Raw genomic sequence first — 16,097 nt, 5'->3', positions numbered from 1 at the left:
ATTTTTTAGAAACTTTTCGCATTTTCTTTGTTAAAGCCGTACTCTTCAAAAAAGGCTTGTCTAAATTCTAAAAGCTGATCGTCCATAATTGCCTGACGCACTTGCTTCATCAGATTTAACAAGAAGTATAGATTATGATAAGACGTCAAACGAATACCGAACGTTTCATCACATTTAATCAAGTGACGGATATAGGCTCTCGTATAATTTTTACAAGTGTAGCAATCACATTTTTCATCAAGTGGTCGGAAATCACGTGCATACTGAGCATTCTTCACAACCAATCGACCTTGTGATGTCATACAAGTTCCATTGCGGGCAATTCGTGTCGGAAGAACACAGTCAAACATATCTACACCACGTATCACTCCATCAATCAACGAATCAGCTGTTCCCACGCCCATCAAATAACGAGGTTTATTTTCGGGAATCAACGGTGTTGTGAACTCCAACACTCGATTCATTTCTTCTTTTGGCTCGCCAACAGACAGACCACCAATAGAGTAGCCTGGGAAATCCATACTAATCAAATCCTTAGCGCTTTGACGACGAAGGTCTTCAAAACCGGCACCTTGAATAATGCCGAACAGCCCTTGACGATCAGGGTTACGGTGTGCCTTCAGTCCTCTTTCAGCCCAACGTGAAGTCCGTTCAATCGAGTCCTTCACATAATCATAGCTTTCATCAAACGGTGGGCACTCATCAAAACTCATCATGATATCTGAGCCCAGTTTATTTTGAATATCAATCGCTTTTTCAGGAGACAGGAACATTGGGGAACCGTTCAAGTGGTTTTTGAAATGAACGCCTTCCTCGGTGATATTTCGCATATCACTTAGTGAGAATACCTGAAAGCCACCGGAATCTGTCAAAATAGGTTGATCCCAATTCATGAACTTATGTAATCCCCCGGCTTCTTCTACCAAGTCTTCACCAGGTCGCAGCCATAAATGATAGGTATTACTTAGAATTACACCGGCACCCATCTCTTTTAATTCTTCCGGCGCCATAGTTTTCACTGTAGCTAAAGTTCCTACCGGCATAAACATCGGTGTAGGAAATGTACCATGCGGTGTAATCAATTCACCTAGTCGTGCACCTGTGTGTTTCTCTTTTTTTATTAAACGATAACGAATGGCTGGTTCTGTCATTCATTTCCCTACTTTCTCTTCAAAATTCGTCCTTTCCCATCATACTGTTTTTCCTGTATCTTTGCAAGATTTCTATAAAATCACTTTTCTATTTAAGGTATATTTTATGAAATCCCAATTTTTTTCGTTTCAGCATTGTTCCTATAGTTAAAGCATCGACAAGATTCACTGATTTCTTAAGATAAAAATGGAAAGGAACAACGGCTTTGCTGCCGTATATTTTTCTATATAAACGACCGTTTATTTTGGGTGGCAGCAACGAACCGCAAATCATTTGCTGATTATTTACTCACCGATTATGATGAAGAGGTCGGTTTGAGAAAAAATTAAAAAGCACCTTGAGTGTAATAAAAAAGCACCGCCTGCCGGAAGCAAGGGTAACAGATATTTCTCCTGTTAAACTTGCTTCCAGCGGAACACTGCTTACTTTTTTTAGCGATTATTTTTCTGCCATGAATACTTCCAATGCCCTCATGGCATCTTGAACGACATCTGGGGTAATTATTTCCTTCATATAATGAATCGTCTCGTGTGGTTCTGCTGCACGCTCTGCAACGGCTTGATATTCTTGGTCAGAAAGCCGAAGCTCCATTTCTGAAAGCGAAGCCGGCAAACCGATTGAGCCATAGAAGGGCAGTAGCTTCTCAATCTCTGACCACTTCTCTTCAATTACTAACTGGACAAATACACCATAAGCAACCTTGTTGCCATGCAGCTGATTGTGGCTATCTGGGAGAATGGTCAATGCATCATGAATGGAGTGAGCGCCTGCAGTTCTACCATAGTCATCACCAAATCCGCCAACCATGCCGCCAAGTAAAATATTGGTTTCAATTACGTTCAGGAAGGCTTGGTTAATTACAGCATCCTCCATCGCCTGAAGCCCTTGCTTACTGTCTCTAAGCAGCACGTCTCTGCACTGTCTTGCTGCAAATGAAGCAACTTCAATTTCAATTGGATGAACCTCCAGCTGTGAAATCATTGTGTCTGCTTCATACCACTTGGCTAAGGTATCACCGATTCCGGCAATCATTAAATCAATTGGTGAATGAAGCAGCACCTCCGGCTCAATCAGAACCAACGCGTTACTTACAGGAAAAACGTCGTAGCGGTCCATAGAACCATCTTCATTATAAATGACACTTAAGGGAGTGTATGCTGCACAGGTAGCGGCTAACGTAGGTAAAATCAATATCGGCAATTCACACCTATTTGCGATGGCCTTACCCAAATCAGCAATTTTCCCACCGCCCACAGCAACAATTCCTGTCAGCTTTTCATTTTTCACTAATGTGGAAATAGTCGCTGCCTCCTGATCGGTACAGCTTCCATTATAGGTCATAAAACAAGTATAGGTATCTTTCAGCTCCGGAAAGAATGGTTTGGCTGCCTCCCATGAAAATTTGCCATGAAGCACCAATACTCGATTAATGTGTCGACGTTGTAAATGTTTCTCTAAATCATTCCATGCACCTGTTCGGCATTCGTATTCCTGTGGTGCTCCTCTGACGATTAACGACTGTTCCATATATTTTTACCCCTTAAATTATTTTTATTCACTACATTAAATCAATGGCAATTTGGTCTTTTCCTTTTATACAAACTATGATATGATAAACCACATCGAAAAACAATAAATTTTTATACATTTATGCTGTTTTTTAAGAATAATTACTGCATAAAATTTCAAAAGGAGTTAAGCATATGAACCTATTAAAAAAATTATCTGCTCTTATTTTATCCGTCTTATTCGTGCTCTCAGCACTGATCCCTGTTTATTCAGCCTCAGCAGAAGAAACTGATCCCGTTTATGACAGAATCATCAACCGTGGGGAGTTGATTGTTGGCCTTTCGGCTGACTATGCGCCGTATGAGTTTCATACTGATGTCAACGGCAAAGACACTATTGTTGGTTTCGACGTATCCATCGCTGAAAAGATTGCTGAAGACCTTGGTGTCAAACTGAAAATCGAAGAGCTTGGTTTTGATGCATTACTAGGCGCTTTGAAAACAGACAAAATTGATTTGATTATCTCAGGTATGGCACCTACACCTGAACGTCTAAAAGAAGTCGATTTCTCAGATCCATATATGACCGTTCAACAGCGTGTGATTGTTCGTAAGGATGACCAAGACAAATATCATTCGACAAGTGATTTCTCTGGCGTTAAAGTCGGTGTACAAAAGCAAACAACACAGGAAGACCTGGCAAAAAATGAGTTGATTGGTTCAATTCCTACCTCGCTTCAAAAAGTACCCGATATTGTTATGAACCTGAAAAATAAGAAGGTCGATGCAATCATTCTTGAAGGCCCTGTTGCAGAAGCCTATGTTGACCGAAATGAAGACTTAGTGTTTGCTGATGTTTCCTTTACAGAAGGAGAAAAGCAGACTGCGATTGCAATGACTAAAAACACACCTGTTTTGAGAGAAAAGGTTAACGCCTCTATCAAAACAATTAACGATGACAATCTATTAGATGGTTACAAAAAAGATGCTGCTGAATTGATGTTTGATGATAATGAAGGCTTCATTCAGAAATACGGAAAATTCTATTTAAACGGTGCCGGCTATACGATTTTTCTTGCGTTTATCGGTGTACTATTCGGAACAATTTTCGGTGGTTTACTGGCATTAATGAAGCTGTCAAAATCAAAAATCTTACGAGCGCTGGCTGTTATCTATATTGAATATGTTAGAGGAACGCCACTCTTGGTTCAAATCTTTATCGTTTATTTCGGAACAGGCGTTTTAGGATTGGATCTTTCTAAGGTTGCCGCCGGCTGTATCGCATTAACCCTAAATAGCGGTGCCTATGTAGCAGAAATCGTCCGTGCCGGTATCAATGCGGTAAACAAAGGACAGATGGAAGCCTCACGTTCATTGGGAATGAGTCAATCTCAGGCTATGCGCTTCATCATTCTGCCGCAGGCAATCAAAAATATCTTACCTGCACTGGGAAATGAATTCGTTACGGTTATCAAGGAATCTTCTGTCGTTTCAGTTATCGGTGTATCCGAGCTGATTTTCCAAGCCGGAAATGTACAGGGGGCAAGCTTCAAGCCATTCCTTCCATACCTAGTTGTGTCATTGATTTACTTTGTATTGACGTTTACGATTTCCCGTCTTTTAGGTGTTGCTGAAAGGAGAATGAGCACAAGTGATTAAAATTGAAAATTTGCATAAATCGTTTGATAAAAATGAAGTATTAAAAGGCATTGATTTGACTGTTAATGCTGGTGAAGTGGTCGTTATCATCGGCCCTTCCGGAAGTGGGAAAAGTACCTTTCTTCGTTGCTTGAATCTGCTGGAGCAGCCGACAGCCGGAAAAATCGAATTTGAAGGGAAAAATTTGCTGGATAAAAGCACTAATATTGATGAGCTGCGCCAGAAAATGGGTATGGTATTTCAAAGCTTTAACTTATTCCCTCACAAAACAGTATTAGAAAACCTGACAATCAGCCCCATCAAAGTCAAAAAGGAAGACCCAAAGCAAGCAGAAGCAAAAGCACTTGAACTGCTGGAGCAGGTAGGCTTACAGGAAAAAAGCAGCAGCTATCCTTCCAGTCTGTCAGGCGGTCAGCAGCAACGTGTCGCAATTGCACGTGCTCTTGCGATGAATCCTGATGTTATGCTTTTTGACGAACCAACTTCTGCACTAGACCCTGAGATGGTCGGAGAAGTGTTGTCTGTAATGAAAGCACTGGCTGTTAAGGGCATGACGATGGTCGTTGTCACTCACGAAATGGGCTTTGCCCGTGAAGTGGCAGACCGAGTAATCTTCATGGATGCCGGTATTATTCAGGAAGAAGGGACACCAGAAGAAATCTTTGGTCAGCCAAAAAATCCAAGAACACAGGATTTCCTGAAAAAGGTTCTATAAACTTAGAAATGGTTATCAGCCGTTCTTTCTGCTTTGAATAATAAGCAGAGGGAACGGCTTCCCTTTTAAAGTCTGAAGCGCAAAGAATCGCTTTGCTTATTCGGTGGAATGTTTTACTATAGAGGAAGAAGTTTTTTGCAGAGCAGTAAAAATCATATATTGATGGATAAATGAAGGAGATGTTTCTTTAGATGGATAGCTCAAAAATTGCCAAACGACACCAACAGCCAGCTGAAAATATTTTAATGGATATTGCTACACTGGCAAAACAGGTGCCTGATTTAATCGACCTTTCTATCGGTGACCCTGACTTGATTACCGATGAACGAATTATTGACGCCGCATTTGCTGACGCGAAAGCCGGTCATACAAAATACACGGCCTCCGGAGGCAGTACAGCCTTTTTGGAATCCGTCATTAATTTCTACAAAAAAGAATATGATCTTACTTTTGACACCTCACAAGTTCGAGCAACTGTTGGCGCGCTTCATGGGATGTACCTTGCGTTGCAGGTCATTCTTGATCCTGCCGACGAGGTCATCATTCACGAGCCATACTTTTCGCCTTACAAGGATCAGGTTCTTTTTGCCGGAGGCGTTCCTGTTTTTTTACCAACCTTTGAAGCAGATGGCTTTCAAATCAACATTGACTTACTGAAAGAAAAAATTACCGATAAAACAAAGGCAATCATTATCAATTCACCAAACAATCCAACGGGGGCAGTCTTTTCTGCAGATACCTTTAAAGCGATTGCCGAGTTGGCGATTGAACATGACTTCTATATCCTTTCCGATGAAGTCTATGAAGCCTTTTGTTTCTATGACACATTCACACCAATGGCCACCTTTGCTCCTGAGCACACCATCACCTTTGGCAGCTTCTCCAAAGCCTTTGCGATGACAGGCTGGCGGATTGGTTATATGATTGCACCGGACTATATCAATGATGCAGCGAAGCTAATCAACGAGAGCGTGACCTATTCCGCGCCTAGTCCCTCGCAACAGGCTGGCATCTTTGCTCTGGCGCATTCGGACATGCTGATTCCAGAAGTCGTTTCTGTTTTTAAAGAACGCTTAGAGTATGTAGAGAAACGTGTAGCAGCAATTCCATTTCTTTCTATGCTGCCAGTCCAAGGAACGATTTATGCCTTTATCAACATTGAGAAGACCGGCTTGGATTCTGTTGCTTTTACTGAAAAGCTGTTGAAAGAAACCAACGTACTTGTCATTCCCGGAAAAGCATTCGGTGAAACAACCGGCAATCATCATGTACGGCTTGCCGCTACACAAAATCTTGAAGAACTCAAGGAAGCCTTTGATCGAATAGAGAAAATGATTTTTTAATAATTAAATGCCTCGCTTGATTTGAATGTTCTCACATTCAGTTCCAAGCGAGGCGTTTTTGAAAAACAAGTACCTTATTTGACTAAATAAAATCTATTAAATTATTTACCAATAAAGGATTCCTTCATGCTCCTTCGCATTATATACACGAATCAAAATAGATGAAATTTTCGTTTCCGCTTCATTTACTTTGAAAGTAATACCAATATCATACTTCTTATACTCTTTGGTCAATGTCCCTTCATAACTTACAAAAGGAGCGACTTCTTCATATTGGTACTTCTTCATAACTTTTTCTACAGTTGAACAGATCGTAATCCCCAAAGCCCATATCCAGATTCGTTAATCGATACATACCATCATAGAAAAAATACATTCCTTCTACCTGTTCATCGTCTGTCCTTATAAAATCAGGTACCATATCACTCATTGCACTTGTTCTTCCCTCTGGGTTCTTCCTCTTTCCATCCTTCAATGAAAAAAAGTCCAAACCCAAATGACTATTAGCTTTCAAGATTTCAACTTCTTTAATTGTTTACTGTATCAGTTCATTTTGTACTTTTTTAGTTTTTATCTGTTGGTATTTTTTTATTAGATAGAAGCAGGCACCAAAAATCAAAATGATTCCAACTACTATTATAACTACTTTGTTTTTTTGTTTCATCATTTACCTCATAAACAGGATTTTAGAAGTAGGATGGAATAATATTGCCCGGATTAGCCCTACTAGTTATACTTTTCAATACATTTTTCCATCGTCTTCTTTTTTACTTGATGCTGAAAGAAGAATAAAACTAATTTCTTTTTCCCCTTCTTTTACTTCGAAGGTCAGGCTAATATCATATTTTCTGTATGCTTTTGTTAAAGTTCCATCGTAAACATAAAGCGGTTCAACTTCTTTATATCCATAAGCTTCCATTACTTCTGCTACAGAAGTAATCTCATCCGTCACTTTTATTCCAAATATATGATAATTCGCAGAATGTAATTCTACTTGGGTTAGTCGCTCTTTGCCAGCATACGTGAAATAATAACCATATACCTGTCCATCGTCAACAGATACTCCCCCCGGAGCTATATCTTTCATCTCACTGTCTTCCTTAGTATCGATATCTTGCCCACCACTATCTTTCAGTGAAAAAAATTCTAAGCCTAATTTACTGTTAGTATTGATGACTTTAGCTTCTTTTATTGTTTCTTCAGTTTCACTATCTGCTTTTTTAGATTGATAATTCTTAAATATTAGGTACCCTCCTATCGATAGCAAGAAAACCATAACTAGTATTATAAAGATTCTCATTTTTCTTCCTTTCATAGATTACTCCTTTAGCTTGGCTGTTGATGGTCTTGCTAATGCCGCAAAAGCTTTGGCATCCTCTTCCACCGATTGTTGGTAATAGTTACGATAATCATCCTTTGCTTGTATATACTCAGCGCTCCAATCATCTATTACTAATTCTGGAGCATTATATTTTCCAGGATTTTCACGTACTTCATTCTGATAAATATGTCTTGTTTCATGAGTAAGTGTGTCAATCACTTTGTCAACAGAGTAATTTTTTTGAGGATCATCAACAAATTCCGGATTAATACTGACAGTCCGAGAGCCCGTCCACCAGAAAAGAAATTTACTTGGATTAGAAGCGTAACCATAGCCGTCAGCATCATAGACAACCTTGTCATGAATCTTACTTCCATCACCTAAAACCTTACTAAGTTGATCTACATAATTTTCAATAATCTCTTTTCGTTCCGCTGCAGACATGCTATCCCAACCAGCTCGTACCTCTGGTGTGAAAACTTCTTCTGCAACCTTCCTGCAGTCTTCTGCTTTAATAAATTCATCTTTCCAGAAACGAGCTTCTTTGATGTCTTCCTGTAATGTATCGGATAATTTATCTTTGTCCAGATTTTTCGCTTTTTCCTGAAAATCGGCTTTCAGCTCATCATCTATAATCGTAGAACTGATTAAATCTGTCAATGATGTATTTTTATCAAAGAAAAAGAACTGTGTCCCTGTTTTGACTGTGATATCTGAAGGGTTTAACTCATAGGCCGCTTGAATCGTTTCTGATACTCCCACTGAAAATGGATTATCTATCAACTCAGAAATCTCATAATGAACACCATTACAAAAAGAGACTAATGTCCGACGTTTTTCATTCAACTCTTCCACTTGAGCAATCGTAACGGGCAATGATAATGAACCGATGTCTCCTTGTGCAGTAACCGCATCTACTGCATCTTGAGCTTCCTTTTGTGCATTATATAATTTTGTTATTTCACTAGATATGTTGTTATAAAGTCTATTCGAGCGATCCAACCAATTCTCATTTCTTGTCTTTATTTGAGGCATTGTTATTTCCCACCTCCTGAACTTGCTGTGGAACCAATTAAATCACTCGGCTTCATAAGGGCACTATCTAATGTAGCCATTGTCGTCTGCGTTTGTGTGACAAACTGCTCTGTACTACTATAACATTTCTTTAGAAATTCCACATGCTCAATAATCTTGGAAACTGCATCATCAGAAAGAGGACTGCCATGTCCTTCATAATTATCATTCAACTGGTCCTTCAACTTCTTCAAATTTGTGAGGATTGTTTCAGCTTCTGTGGTACAGCTTTGATACTTCCCACTGATTTCCTCCATCAATTCCTTGTTAAAATTCAGTTTATCAGCCATGTATTTTCATCCTTTCTTCCAAAAACTCTATAAAGGAGACATAATTTTTTTTGTATAACCTGCGATTAAGATAATCATAGATATAAAAGGATTCTTCTTTCTTAAAAAACAATGCTTTTGCTTCATTGTCTGCCGATTTTGAATGAAGCTTCACACTCAGTTTCTTGTCATATCCCAATCTTTCCAGTTTTCTCTCCGAGCATCGCATCTCAGTTTCCTCTATTTCTGCTGAAACAGTCTCACTTTTCAAAAAGGTATAGGCATCCTGCAAATGCTGGACCCCTTTCGAAATATCTACTCGTTTAATTTCATAATTCTGATAAAATGGATTCTCAACAATTAAGATAGCTTCTTGATCATTGATGATTCCCAGCGTTATTGTATCAATCTGGAAATAACTCTTCGCATTTTTAAATTCCTGCAAACGTTGCGCGGTCCTCACCCCGTTCATTGTTAAACTAGAGTGATTTTCCAATAAACCTTTTTCAATCATTCGCTCTTTAATCGTATCAGCAACTAACTTAGAAATGTTCATTTCTGAAAACAACGGTAAAGAAAAGACATCTTTTCCATCAATCACACTATTTAAAATATACAACTCATATATATCATACATTTTTGTATCCTCCCGCTTAAATTGATTGTAGCATCTGGACATTTTCAGAATCACCAACAAAACTATCTGTATTGTCAATCAGATTCTTGCAGTGCTTTTCCATCTCTTCACATAATGATTGTATGGCATCATAGTAAATTTTAACCGTTTCATGAATGAACTGACATTTTTCCTTGGATTCCCCTGTCCATTCATTTGAAGATAAAGAGGTGTCTATTTCCTGCATTAGCTCACTCAAATTATCTAATCCTTCGTTAATTGTCTGGCATGTGCCAATTGTATCAGTCAAGCCTTCCTTTACTTCAACAAAATCATTCATAGCAAATTACTCCTCTTCCGTCATACTTATTCTGTCATACCAAAGCGTTGCCTTTGCTTCCGCATTTGTAATACATGTTTGCAGACTGATCTGAAAGTTGTCAAAATCTGTAACCACTTGATCTACTTGGTCTCGCCATTCTTGTTCTTTTTCAGCAAATTTATCATAATAGTCACCGGAAACATCACTGCCTATATCCCCTGTTGAAAGACTTAAAGAGATATTTGTCTGTATCGTACTTTTGTAATTTTTCAATTTAGTTACAACCGAATTGTATTCATTATACTTTGTCCGTGCCTCAGGATACTTTTTTTTAGCCATTCTCCTCATCTTCTCCAATCGTCTTTTTGTTAAAACAATTGTATCACATGACACATATAAATTAGAATGAAATATTGTTTAATTTTTTTTCAAACTATATTTTTGCAAAAAAAACAAGGACAACGGTTTCGCTCATCCGTTGTCCTTGTCCAAATTTCAGTATGTCTATTTAGTTAAGCATTTTCTCTAACTTGCTTCTGCAGCAGTTTTTTCGCATTGGTAAACACAGGAATATCGAAGGCCTTGCTTAAGCTTCCTGCTAGGAAGTAGGCAATATTGAAATCAACGATGCTGTGTATAATTCCACCGACACCCATCAATAGTAAAATCGAATAGATATAGCCATCTGTATAATAAGTTTCAGGAAGATTTCCCATTGTATAAAAGGCAGTAATGACCACCAGCTCAATCGCCGAATGAATCAATGCAATCACAAAATTAAATAATTGAAAGCGACCGTTTAATAAAGAAAACTGTTTTGAACCTAGTGCAACTTCAGGATGCTTTTTCAAATACATCGCGCCAATAACAGCGAAAACCAAATGAGACAATGCTCTAAGCGCAATAATTGGTGTTGCAGATAAAAAGAAGCCAAATCCAGTCCCCAGCGAAACAGCAATCGCTGCTTCCGGCGAAATGAACATTGCTAAAAAGACAGGTACATGACTAGCCAATGTAAAAGACGCTGGTCCGATGGTGATTCTAGGCATAACCATTGGAATGATAATCCCCATTGCAATTAGTAATGCAGAAATCGTTAATTGTCTAACAGAATTTTTTCTCATTTTCTTCCTCCCTAATGTGTCTTGACACATCTATGAAGCCTATTTTATTCAAAATAAACAGAGGTGTCAAGACACATCTATTAAGAAAGCCTTTCCAATTTTAATAGTTGTCTTTTTCTTGTATATTTTAGAATTTGAGTACAAGAAAAAGGTTGTTAGACACGCACAAGGATTTGTATGCGTATCTAACAACCTCTTAATTATAATGACTTATTCTTCTCCAAAGTATTACTTAGACGAGCAAATTCTTCCAGTGACAATGTTTCTCCACGTCTTGAAGGATCAATCTCTGCTTCAGCAAGACTGGTCTTCAGCCATGCAACAGTTGCTTCATCTTTGCCATAAAAATGGGTCAGATTATTCCAAAGTGTTTTTCTGCGCAACTGGAAAGAAGCCTTTGTCAGCTTGAAAAATTCCTTCTCATTACTGACTTCAACTGCCGGCTGTTCTCTTCTCTTCAAGGTGATAATGGCAGAATCCACATTCGGTTGAGGGACAAATACTGTTTTCGGCACGATAAATGCGACAGCTGCCTCCATGTAATATTGAACAGCAATCGATAGTGAACCATAGGCTTTCGTACCTGGAACCGCAGAAATTCGGTCAGCGACTTCTTTTTGCATCATTACAATCATTTCAGCAACATCTAAATCAGATTCCAAGAAATGCATCATGATTGGTGTCGTGATGTAATAAGGCAGGTTCGCTACCACCTTGATTGGCAGCTCTTTTGTAAATATCTGTTTCGTTTCTTCGATTAAATTCGCTTTTAAAACATCCTGATTAACAACAGTTACATTGTCGTAAGGACTTAAAGTATCCTCAAGTACAGGAATTAACCGATCATCAATCTCAAATGCCAGAACTTGAGCAGCGTTCTTTGCCAAATGCTCTGTTAACGCCCCAATCCCCGGTCCAACCTCGATGACATTCGTTTCTTGGTTAATCTCTGCAGTCTCGACAATCTTTCGTAGGATGTTTGGTTCAGTTAGAAAGTTTTGGCCTAAGCTTTTCTTAAAAGAAAAGCCATGCTTCTTCAAAATCTCCTTCGTTCTGGATGGTGTTGCAATTTCTTTATAATCAGTCACAGTGATTCCTCCACTTTATCCATCGCTTCTTTCAGCTCTTCTTTGGTTATTCGGAACATTTGCAGACGTTTTATCAGCTGCTTGCTGTTAGTGTAGCCAATACGCAGCTCATCTCCCAGTTTCTCCCGACGCTCCTTTGAGCGTGCCCCTGCTATTAAACCATAGTCCAGCAGCACTTGTCTAGGTATTTCTTCATAGTCATCTGATTCGAAAACCGGTGTGACAACTTTTCTCAAGGCCTCAATAATGGCTTCATCACTGGCATGTTCGACGCCTAAGCTGCTGCCTCGACGCTTCGGTTCAGCCAATCGGCGCGACAGAAACGCGTGCTTCGCATCAGGAACGACTTCCATAATCGTCTTACGAATCTTCTCTCCTGAATAATCCGGATCAGTGAAAATAATGACTCCTCTCATTTCCTGAGCATGCTCAATTTGAGCCAAAATATCCTCATTGATGGCAGAGCCAATCGTTTCAATCGTATCTGCTTCGACAACCTCCAACAAACGGCGTGTATCGTCTTTTCCCTCAACGACGATGATCTCTTCAATCTTCATTTTCTCTGTCATTTGTCAATCCTAAATAGCTGATGCGCATTTTTGGTTGTCTGTTGTGCCAACTCTTCCCACGGCATAGCTCTCAACTCTGCAATTTTCTCCACGACATAGCGCGTGTAGCCCGGCTCGTTCCGCTTTCCGCGATAAGGTACTGGTGCCAGATACGGTGCATCTGTTTCCACCAGCAGTCGCTCAAGCGGCGCTGTTTGTGCTGCTTCCTGTACTTCCACTGCTTTTTTAAAAGAAACTACGCCACTGAAGGAGATATGCATGCCTAAATCAAGGAATCGCTTCATCCACTCGCTGTCTCCGCTATAGCTGTGCATAATCCCGCCAATGTCCTGAACTCCTTCTTCCTTGAGCACACGATAGGTGTCCTCAATTGCGTCCCGCATATGAATGCTTATCGGCAGCTTCATTTCCTTTGCGATAGCAATTTGCCGACGAAAGACACGGTCCTGTACATCCTTCGGGTCTTCCATCCAATAATAATCTAAACCGATTTCACCTAAAGCAACCACTTTAGGCGTATCCAAAAGCTCTTGAAGCCTTGCCTCTATATCCTTTGTATAGCTTCCGGCTTCTGTTGGGTGCCAGCCGATAATACTGTATATATCTGCATATTCCTTGCTTAGGGCCAAAGATTTATCAATCGTTGGTGTATCAAAGCCGACAACGGCCATTTCGGTAACGCCTAATTCTTTGGCTCGTTCAATTGTTTCCGGTATATCATCATTGAACTGCTCTGCATTCAAATGGGTATGTGAATCAAAAATCATTTTTCTTCCTCCTGCCAGTTAGACTCCCTCTCATTTTACCAGAAAGCCGAATAAAACACTTGAAATCAAGAAAAGTTCTTTTCTTCTTTTTGGTTTTCAACTATTTTTCAAAAAACGATATTCCTTGTCAGTCCCAAGCCTGATGTCTGGCAAAACATTTCCTGTTACACTACCCTTACATCTTATTAATGTTAGGAGTGAATCTATGAAACAATCATTTTCAGCTTCTGAACTTGTTAAGTCACACATTCAGCAAAAAGTATCAACTACCCGCAAAGAACAGACACAGACGATCTGGCATTGGAGTTTACTGATACTTTTTTCTATGCTCACGTATGCCGGTATAACACAACAGCTGCTGCTAATCGCTTTACTAATTGGTATCACGGCGCTTATTAAAGGACCTTTGATGATTTTATGGGGAAGTATTTATTCAGCGATGATTGCGTTTTTCCCACCAATTGCGCTTCTATTGTCATTACTCTTTTTTGTTCTTAACCTTGATGCTGCTGTCAAAAACTGGCGCGTCACCATAGCTGGTGTCTTCTTCTATAGCTACCCGTTTATTGGTCGTTTCTTGCTTTCACACACAACAATTGACTCTCGTTGGTTGACGTTGATTCTATTGTCTGTCGGTATTACGGCCTTTCATTTTCTATTAAAATGGTTGTATCAGTACGGCTTTATCAGCCGACCTCTATTATGGGCAATCGTCAGTATGCCGCATACCTTGTTCTTTCTTTTTCTGCCGAAGAAAATTCGGGGATTGAAAAAAGCAAAAAGTACTTATCGTTGACCAAAAATATAGCAGTCTTGATTGCTCTCAAAGATATGAACCAGCAGAAAAATTTTGTTAAAAATAATCAATAACGACTTTCTATAATGCTCAAGGCTTCTAGCCCTAAAAACGAAAGAAACGAAATCAGCCTCAACCGATTTCGTTTCTTTCGTTCTCTTTTTTGAACGGAGTTTATAGGAGAATATATGGTCACATGAAACAGATGTCATGTAATCAACTTTATTAAGAAGAAATGAATACCGGCTCAAATCTGAAGACTTGTTTTCCTTTAGCCAGTTGTTTCTCTATGTTGTCTGCCTCGATATCCAAGCAAGCTAAGATACGCTCACAAATTTCCTGAATAGGGTGTTCAATCGTCAAAATGATCTGATCCAAAATCATGTACAGCTCATAGCCATCAATAGAGATGATATCTATCTTTTTAGTTTTGCCCGTTTGTTTGTACACGCGCAACAGACTTTCCAAGCAAGTGTCATTAGAGGCAATAAAAGCCGTTGGTGCATAGCTGCTGCTCTTTAACATCGTTTCGATTTTTCCGCCGAGACTTTCTTCTGAACCAGAGAGAATACTTGGCAGAACACCTTTCAAATCAGCAACAGCATCCTGAAAAGCCTCCAGTCTTTCTGTTCTTGGTGTCACTTCCTCTTGAAAAGGCAAGCTAAGATATGCAAGCTGTTTATGACCACGATCAGTCAAGACCCGAACCGCCTCTGCCATTGCTGCCTGATTGTCCAAAAGAACACAGAAATAATTTTCAACATTTAACGGAATTCGATCGACATAAACGATTGGCACTTTTTTTTCATCAAGCATGCGATAATACTCAGTATTTGTCCCTGTAGGAAACAATACGATACCATCCACATCCGAAGCAATTGCCTGCTCGATCAAATTCTTTTCTTTTTCACCATCATCATCTGAATAAGAAACGATTACCTGAACAGACGGTGAACTGATTTTGCGATCGATATACTTGATTACATTGGTAGAGAACGAACTTGAGATATTCGCCACAATGATATTGATTACCTTCACTTTTTTGAACTTCAAATTCCTCGCACTATTTCTGGGAATGTAGTTCGTTTCCTTCACGATTTGAGCGATTCTATTTTTTGTTTCTTCACTCATAAATTTAAAATTATTGTTTAAGTAATGGGAAACAATTGTTTTGGAAACGCCCGCCTGCTCCGCAATATCTTTGATTGTCACCCGACTCATACCTGTTCCCCCTCCTTCTTCAGCATTTGCATGTCCCTGTCAATTATACAAAAGGAACGATCTCTTGAGAAGAGGAACAGCTATATCCACTAATTTATTTCAACGATCAGTTCGATTTCTACAGGTGTATCAAATGGCAATGTGTTCGTCCCAATGGCAGAGCGTGCATGACGACCTTTTTCGCCAAATACCTCGACTAAAAATTCTGAAGCACCATTAATCACGTAAGGCTGTTCAACAAACTCGTCTGTTGAGTTAACAAATGCCAGCATTTTTACAACCTGCTTGACCTCGTCCAAGCTACCCAGTTCTTTTTGTAGGACTGCCAGAATGTTGACAACAACTTGTTTTGCCGCTTCTTTTCCTTGTGCGACATCTAGCTCTTTACCTAGCTTGCCTTTAAGTATCAGCTGCCCATTTTTTCTACAATCGCACCCTGAAGTGTAAACAAGGTTTCCAACTCGTTTTGATGGTACATATTCTGCTACAGGTGTCGGCACTGTTTCCAGTTCGATCCCCATTTTTTTCAGTTTTTCTTCAATGATTCCCATGA

Annotated in this window: 20 protein-coding genes; 4 read left to right on the top strand and 16 right to left on the bottom strand. The window is 39.4% G+C overall.

The genetic code is table 11. The annotated features are described in order from the left end of the window. Positions 1 to 5: 5 nt before the first annotated feature. Together tgt and IW510_RS01105 are read right to left on the bottom strand one after the other, a co-directional pair. Entirely contained in the window at positions 6 to 1,151 is a 1,146-nt protein-coding gene (gene tgt / locus IW510_RS01110; protein ID WP_202055884.1) for a tRNA guanosine(34) transglycosylase Tgt, read from the bottom strand. Positions 1,152 to 1,590: 439 nt separating this feature from the next. Continuing rightward, positions 1,591 to 2,679 carry an iron-containing alcohol dehydrogenase family protein gene (locus IW510_RS01105; RefSeq protein ID WP_202055882.1) on the bottom strand — a complete coding sequence of 363 codons (1,089 nt, stop codon included), beginning with the start codon at positions 2,677 to 2,679 and terminating at the stop codon, positions 1,591 to 1,593. A 176-nt stretch (positions 2,680 to 2,855) separates the two neighbouring features. Between IW510_RS01105 and IW510_RS01100 the strand changes: the two genes are divergently transcribed. The 3 genes from IW510_RS01100 to IW510_RS01090 all read left to right on the top strand — a co-directional run bounded on the left by IW510_RS01100 (position 2,856) and on the right by IW510_RS01090 (position 6,377). Continuing rightward, positions 2,856 to 4,319 (top strand): ABC transporter substrate-binding protein/permease, encoded by a 1,464-nt coding sequence (locus IW510_RS01100; protein WP_202055880.1) that lies wholly within the window; start codon positions 2,856 to 2,858, stop codon positions 4,317 to 4,319. After that, entirely contained in the window at positions 4,312 to 5,034 is a 723-nt protein-coding gene (locus IW510_RS01095) for an amino acid ABC transporter ATP-binding protein (protein WP_202055878.1), read from the top strand. Before IW510_RS01100 ends, IW510_RS01095 begins: the two co-directional genes overlap by 8 nt. A gap of 191 nt (positions 5,035 to 5,225) precedes the next feature. Beyond that, positions 5,226 to 6,377, top strand: coding sequence for a pyridoxal phosphate-dependent aminotransferase (locus tag IW510_RS01090; protein ID WP_202055876.1), 1,152 nt, complete (start codon positions 5,226 to 5,228; stop codon positions 6,375 to 6,377). A gap of 105 nt (positions 6,378 to 6,482) precedes the next feature. On the opposite strand, the gene IW510_RS01085 is transcribed toward IW510_RS01090, so the two are convergent. From IW510_RS01085 to IW510_RS01030, 12 genes are all read right to left on the bottom strand, one after another. Beyond that, complete coding sequence (locus IW510_RS01085; protein ID WP_202055870.1) at positions 6,483 to 6,665, bottom strand: hypothetical protein; 183 nt, start codon at positions 6,663 to 6,665, stop codon at positions 6,483 to 6,485. Next, the gene (locus IW510_RS01080; RefSeq protein WP_202055868.1) at positions 6,646 to 6,807 is read right to left on the bottom strand and encodes a hypothetical protein; all 162 of its coding nucleotides are present in this window, start codon (positions 6,805 to 6,807) and stop codon (positions 6,646 to 6,648) included. The genes IW510_RS01085 and IW510_RS01080 overlap by 20 nt, the downstream gene beginning before the upstream one ends. Before the next feature lie 309 nt (positions 6,808 to 7,116). Continuing rightward, complete coding sequence (locus tag IW510_RS01075; protein WP_202055865.1) at positions 7,117 to 7,692, bottom strand: hypothetical protein; 576 nt, start codon at positions 7,690 to 7,692, stop codon at positions 7,117 to 7,119. A gap of 3 nt (positions 7,693 to 7,695) precedes the next feature. Beyond that, positions 7,696 to 8,733: a hypothetical protein gene (locus tag IW510_RS01070; protein ID WP_202055863.1), complete on the bottom strand. Its 1,038-nt coding sequence runs from the start codon at positions 8,731 to 8,733 to the stop codon at positions 7,696 to 7,698. A gap of 2 nt (positions 8,734 to 8,735) precedes the next feature. Beyond that, on the bottom strand, positions 8,736 to 9,062 hold the full coding sequence (locus IW510_RS01065; RefSeq protein ID WP_202055861.1) for a WXG100 family type VII secretion target: 327 nt from the start codon (positions 9,060 to 9,062) through the stop codon (positions 8,736 to 8,738). After that, entirely contained in the window at positions 9,055 to 9,678 is a 624-nt protein-coding gene (locus IW510_RS01060) for a DUF5081 family protein (protein ID WP_202055854.1), read from the bottom strand. The genes IW510_RS01065 and IW510_RS01060 overlap by 8 nt, the downstream gene beginning before the upstream one ends. Before the next feature lie 16 nt (positions 9,679 to 9,694). After that, complete coding sequence (locus IW510_RS01055) at positions 9,695 to 9,997, bottom strand: hypothetical protein (protein WP_202055853.1); 303 nt, start codon at positions 9,995 to 9,997, stop codon at positions 9,695 to 9,697. A gap of 6 nt (positions 9,998 to 10,003) precedes the next feature. After that, positions 10,004 to 10,318, bottom strand: coding sequence for a hypothetical protein (locus tag IW510_RS01050; protein WP_202055852.1), 315 nt, complete (start codon positions 10,316 to 10,318; stop codon positions 10,004 to 10,006). Between the two features lie 173 nt (positions 10,319 to 10,491). Continuing rightward, the gene (locus IW510_RS01045; protein ID WP_202055851.1) at positions 10,492 to 11,103 is read right to left on the bottom strand and encodes a hypothetical protein; all 612 of its coding nucleotides are present in this window, start codon (positions 11,101 to 11,103) and stop codon (positions 10,492 to 10,494) included. A 200-nt stretch (positions 11,104 to 11,303) separates the two neighbouring features. Then, positions 11,304 to 12,191 carry a 16S rRNA (adenine(1518)-N(6)/adenine(1519)-N(6))-dimethyltransferase RsmA gene (gene rsmA / locus IW510_RS01040; protein ID WP_202055849.1) on the bottom strand — a complete coding sequence of 296 codons (888 nt, stop codon included), beginning with the start codon at positions 12,189 to 12,191 and terminating at the stop codon, positions 11,304 to 11,306. Next, complete coding sequence (gene rnmV, locus IW510_RS01035; RefSeq protein WP_202055844.1) at positions 12,188 to 12,760, bottom strand: ribonuclease M5; 573 nt, start codon at positions 12,758 to 12,760, stop codon at positions 12,188 to 12,190. Before rnmV ends, rsmA begins: the two co-directional genes overlap by 4 nt. Further along, positions 12,757 to 13,527 carry a TatD family hydrolase gene (locus tag IW510_RS01030; RefSeq protein ID WP_202055841.1) on the bottom strand — a complete coding sequence of 257 codons (771 nt, stop codon included), beginning with the start codon at positions 13,525 to 13,527 and terminating at the stop codon, positions 12,757 to 12,759. Before IW510_RS01030 ends, rnmV begins: the two co-directional genes overlap by 4 nt. 205 nt (positions 13,528 to 13,732) lie before the next feature. Between IW510_RS01030 and IW510_RS01025 the strand changes: the two genes are divergently transcribed. Then, complete coding sequence (locus IW510_RS01025; RefSeq protein WP_202055840.1) at positions 13,733 to 14,323, top strand: hypothetical protein; 591 nt, start codon at positions 13,733 to 13,735, stop codon at positions 14,321 to 14,323. A gap of 225 nt (positions 14,324 to 14,548) precedes the next feature. Here the strand turns inward: IW510_RS01025 and IW510_RS01020 are convergent, their stop codons facing one another. Together IW510_RS01020 and IW510_RS01015 are read right to left on the bottom strand one after the other, a co-directional pair. Continuing rightward, complete coding sequence (locus IW510_RS01020; protein WP_202055832.1) at positions 14,549 to 15,544, bottom strand: LacI family DNA-binding transcriptional regulator; 996 nt, start codon at positions 15,542 to 15,544, stop codon at positions 14,549 to 14,551. 89 nt (positions 15,545 to 15,633) lie between these two features. Continuing rightward, on the bottom strand, positions 15,634 to 16,095 hold the full coding sequence (locus IW510_RS01015) for a RidA family protein (protein ID WP_202055830.1): 462 nt from the start codon (positions 16,093 to 16,095) through the stop codon (positions 15,634 to 15,636). Between the last annotated feature and the right edge of the window lie 2 nt (positions 16,096 to 16,097).

The organism is Enterococcus sp. BWR-S5 (assembly GCF_016745255.1).
GTDB lineage: Bacteria > Bacillota > Bacilli > Lactobacillales > Enterococcaceae > Enterococcus_L.
This window is presented reverse-complemented; position numbering and strand designations above follow the sequence as displayed.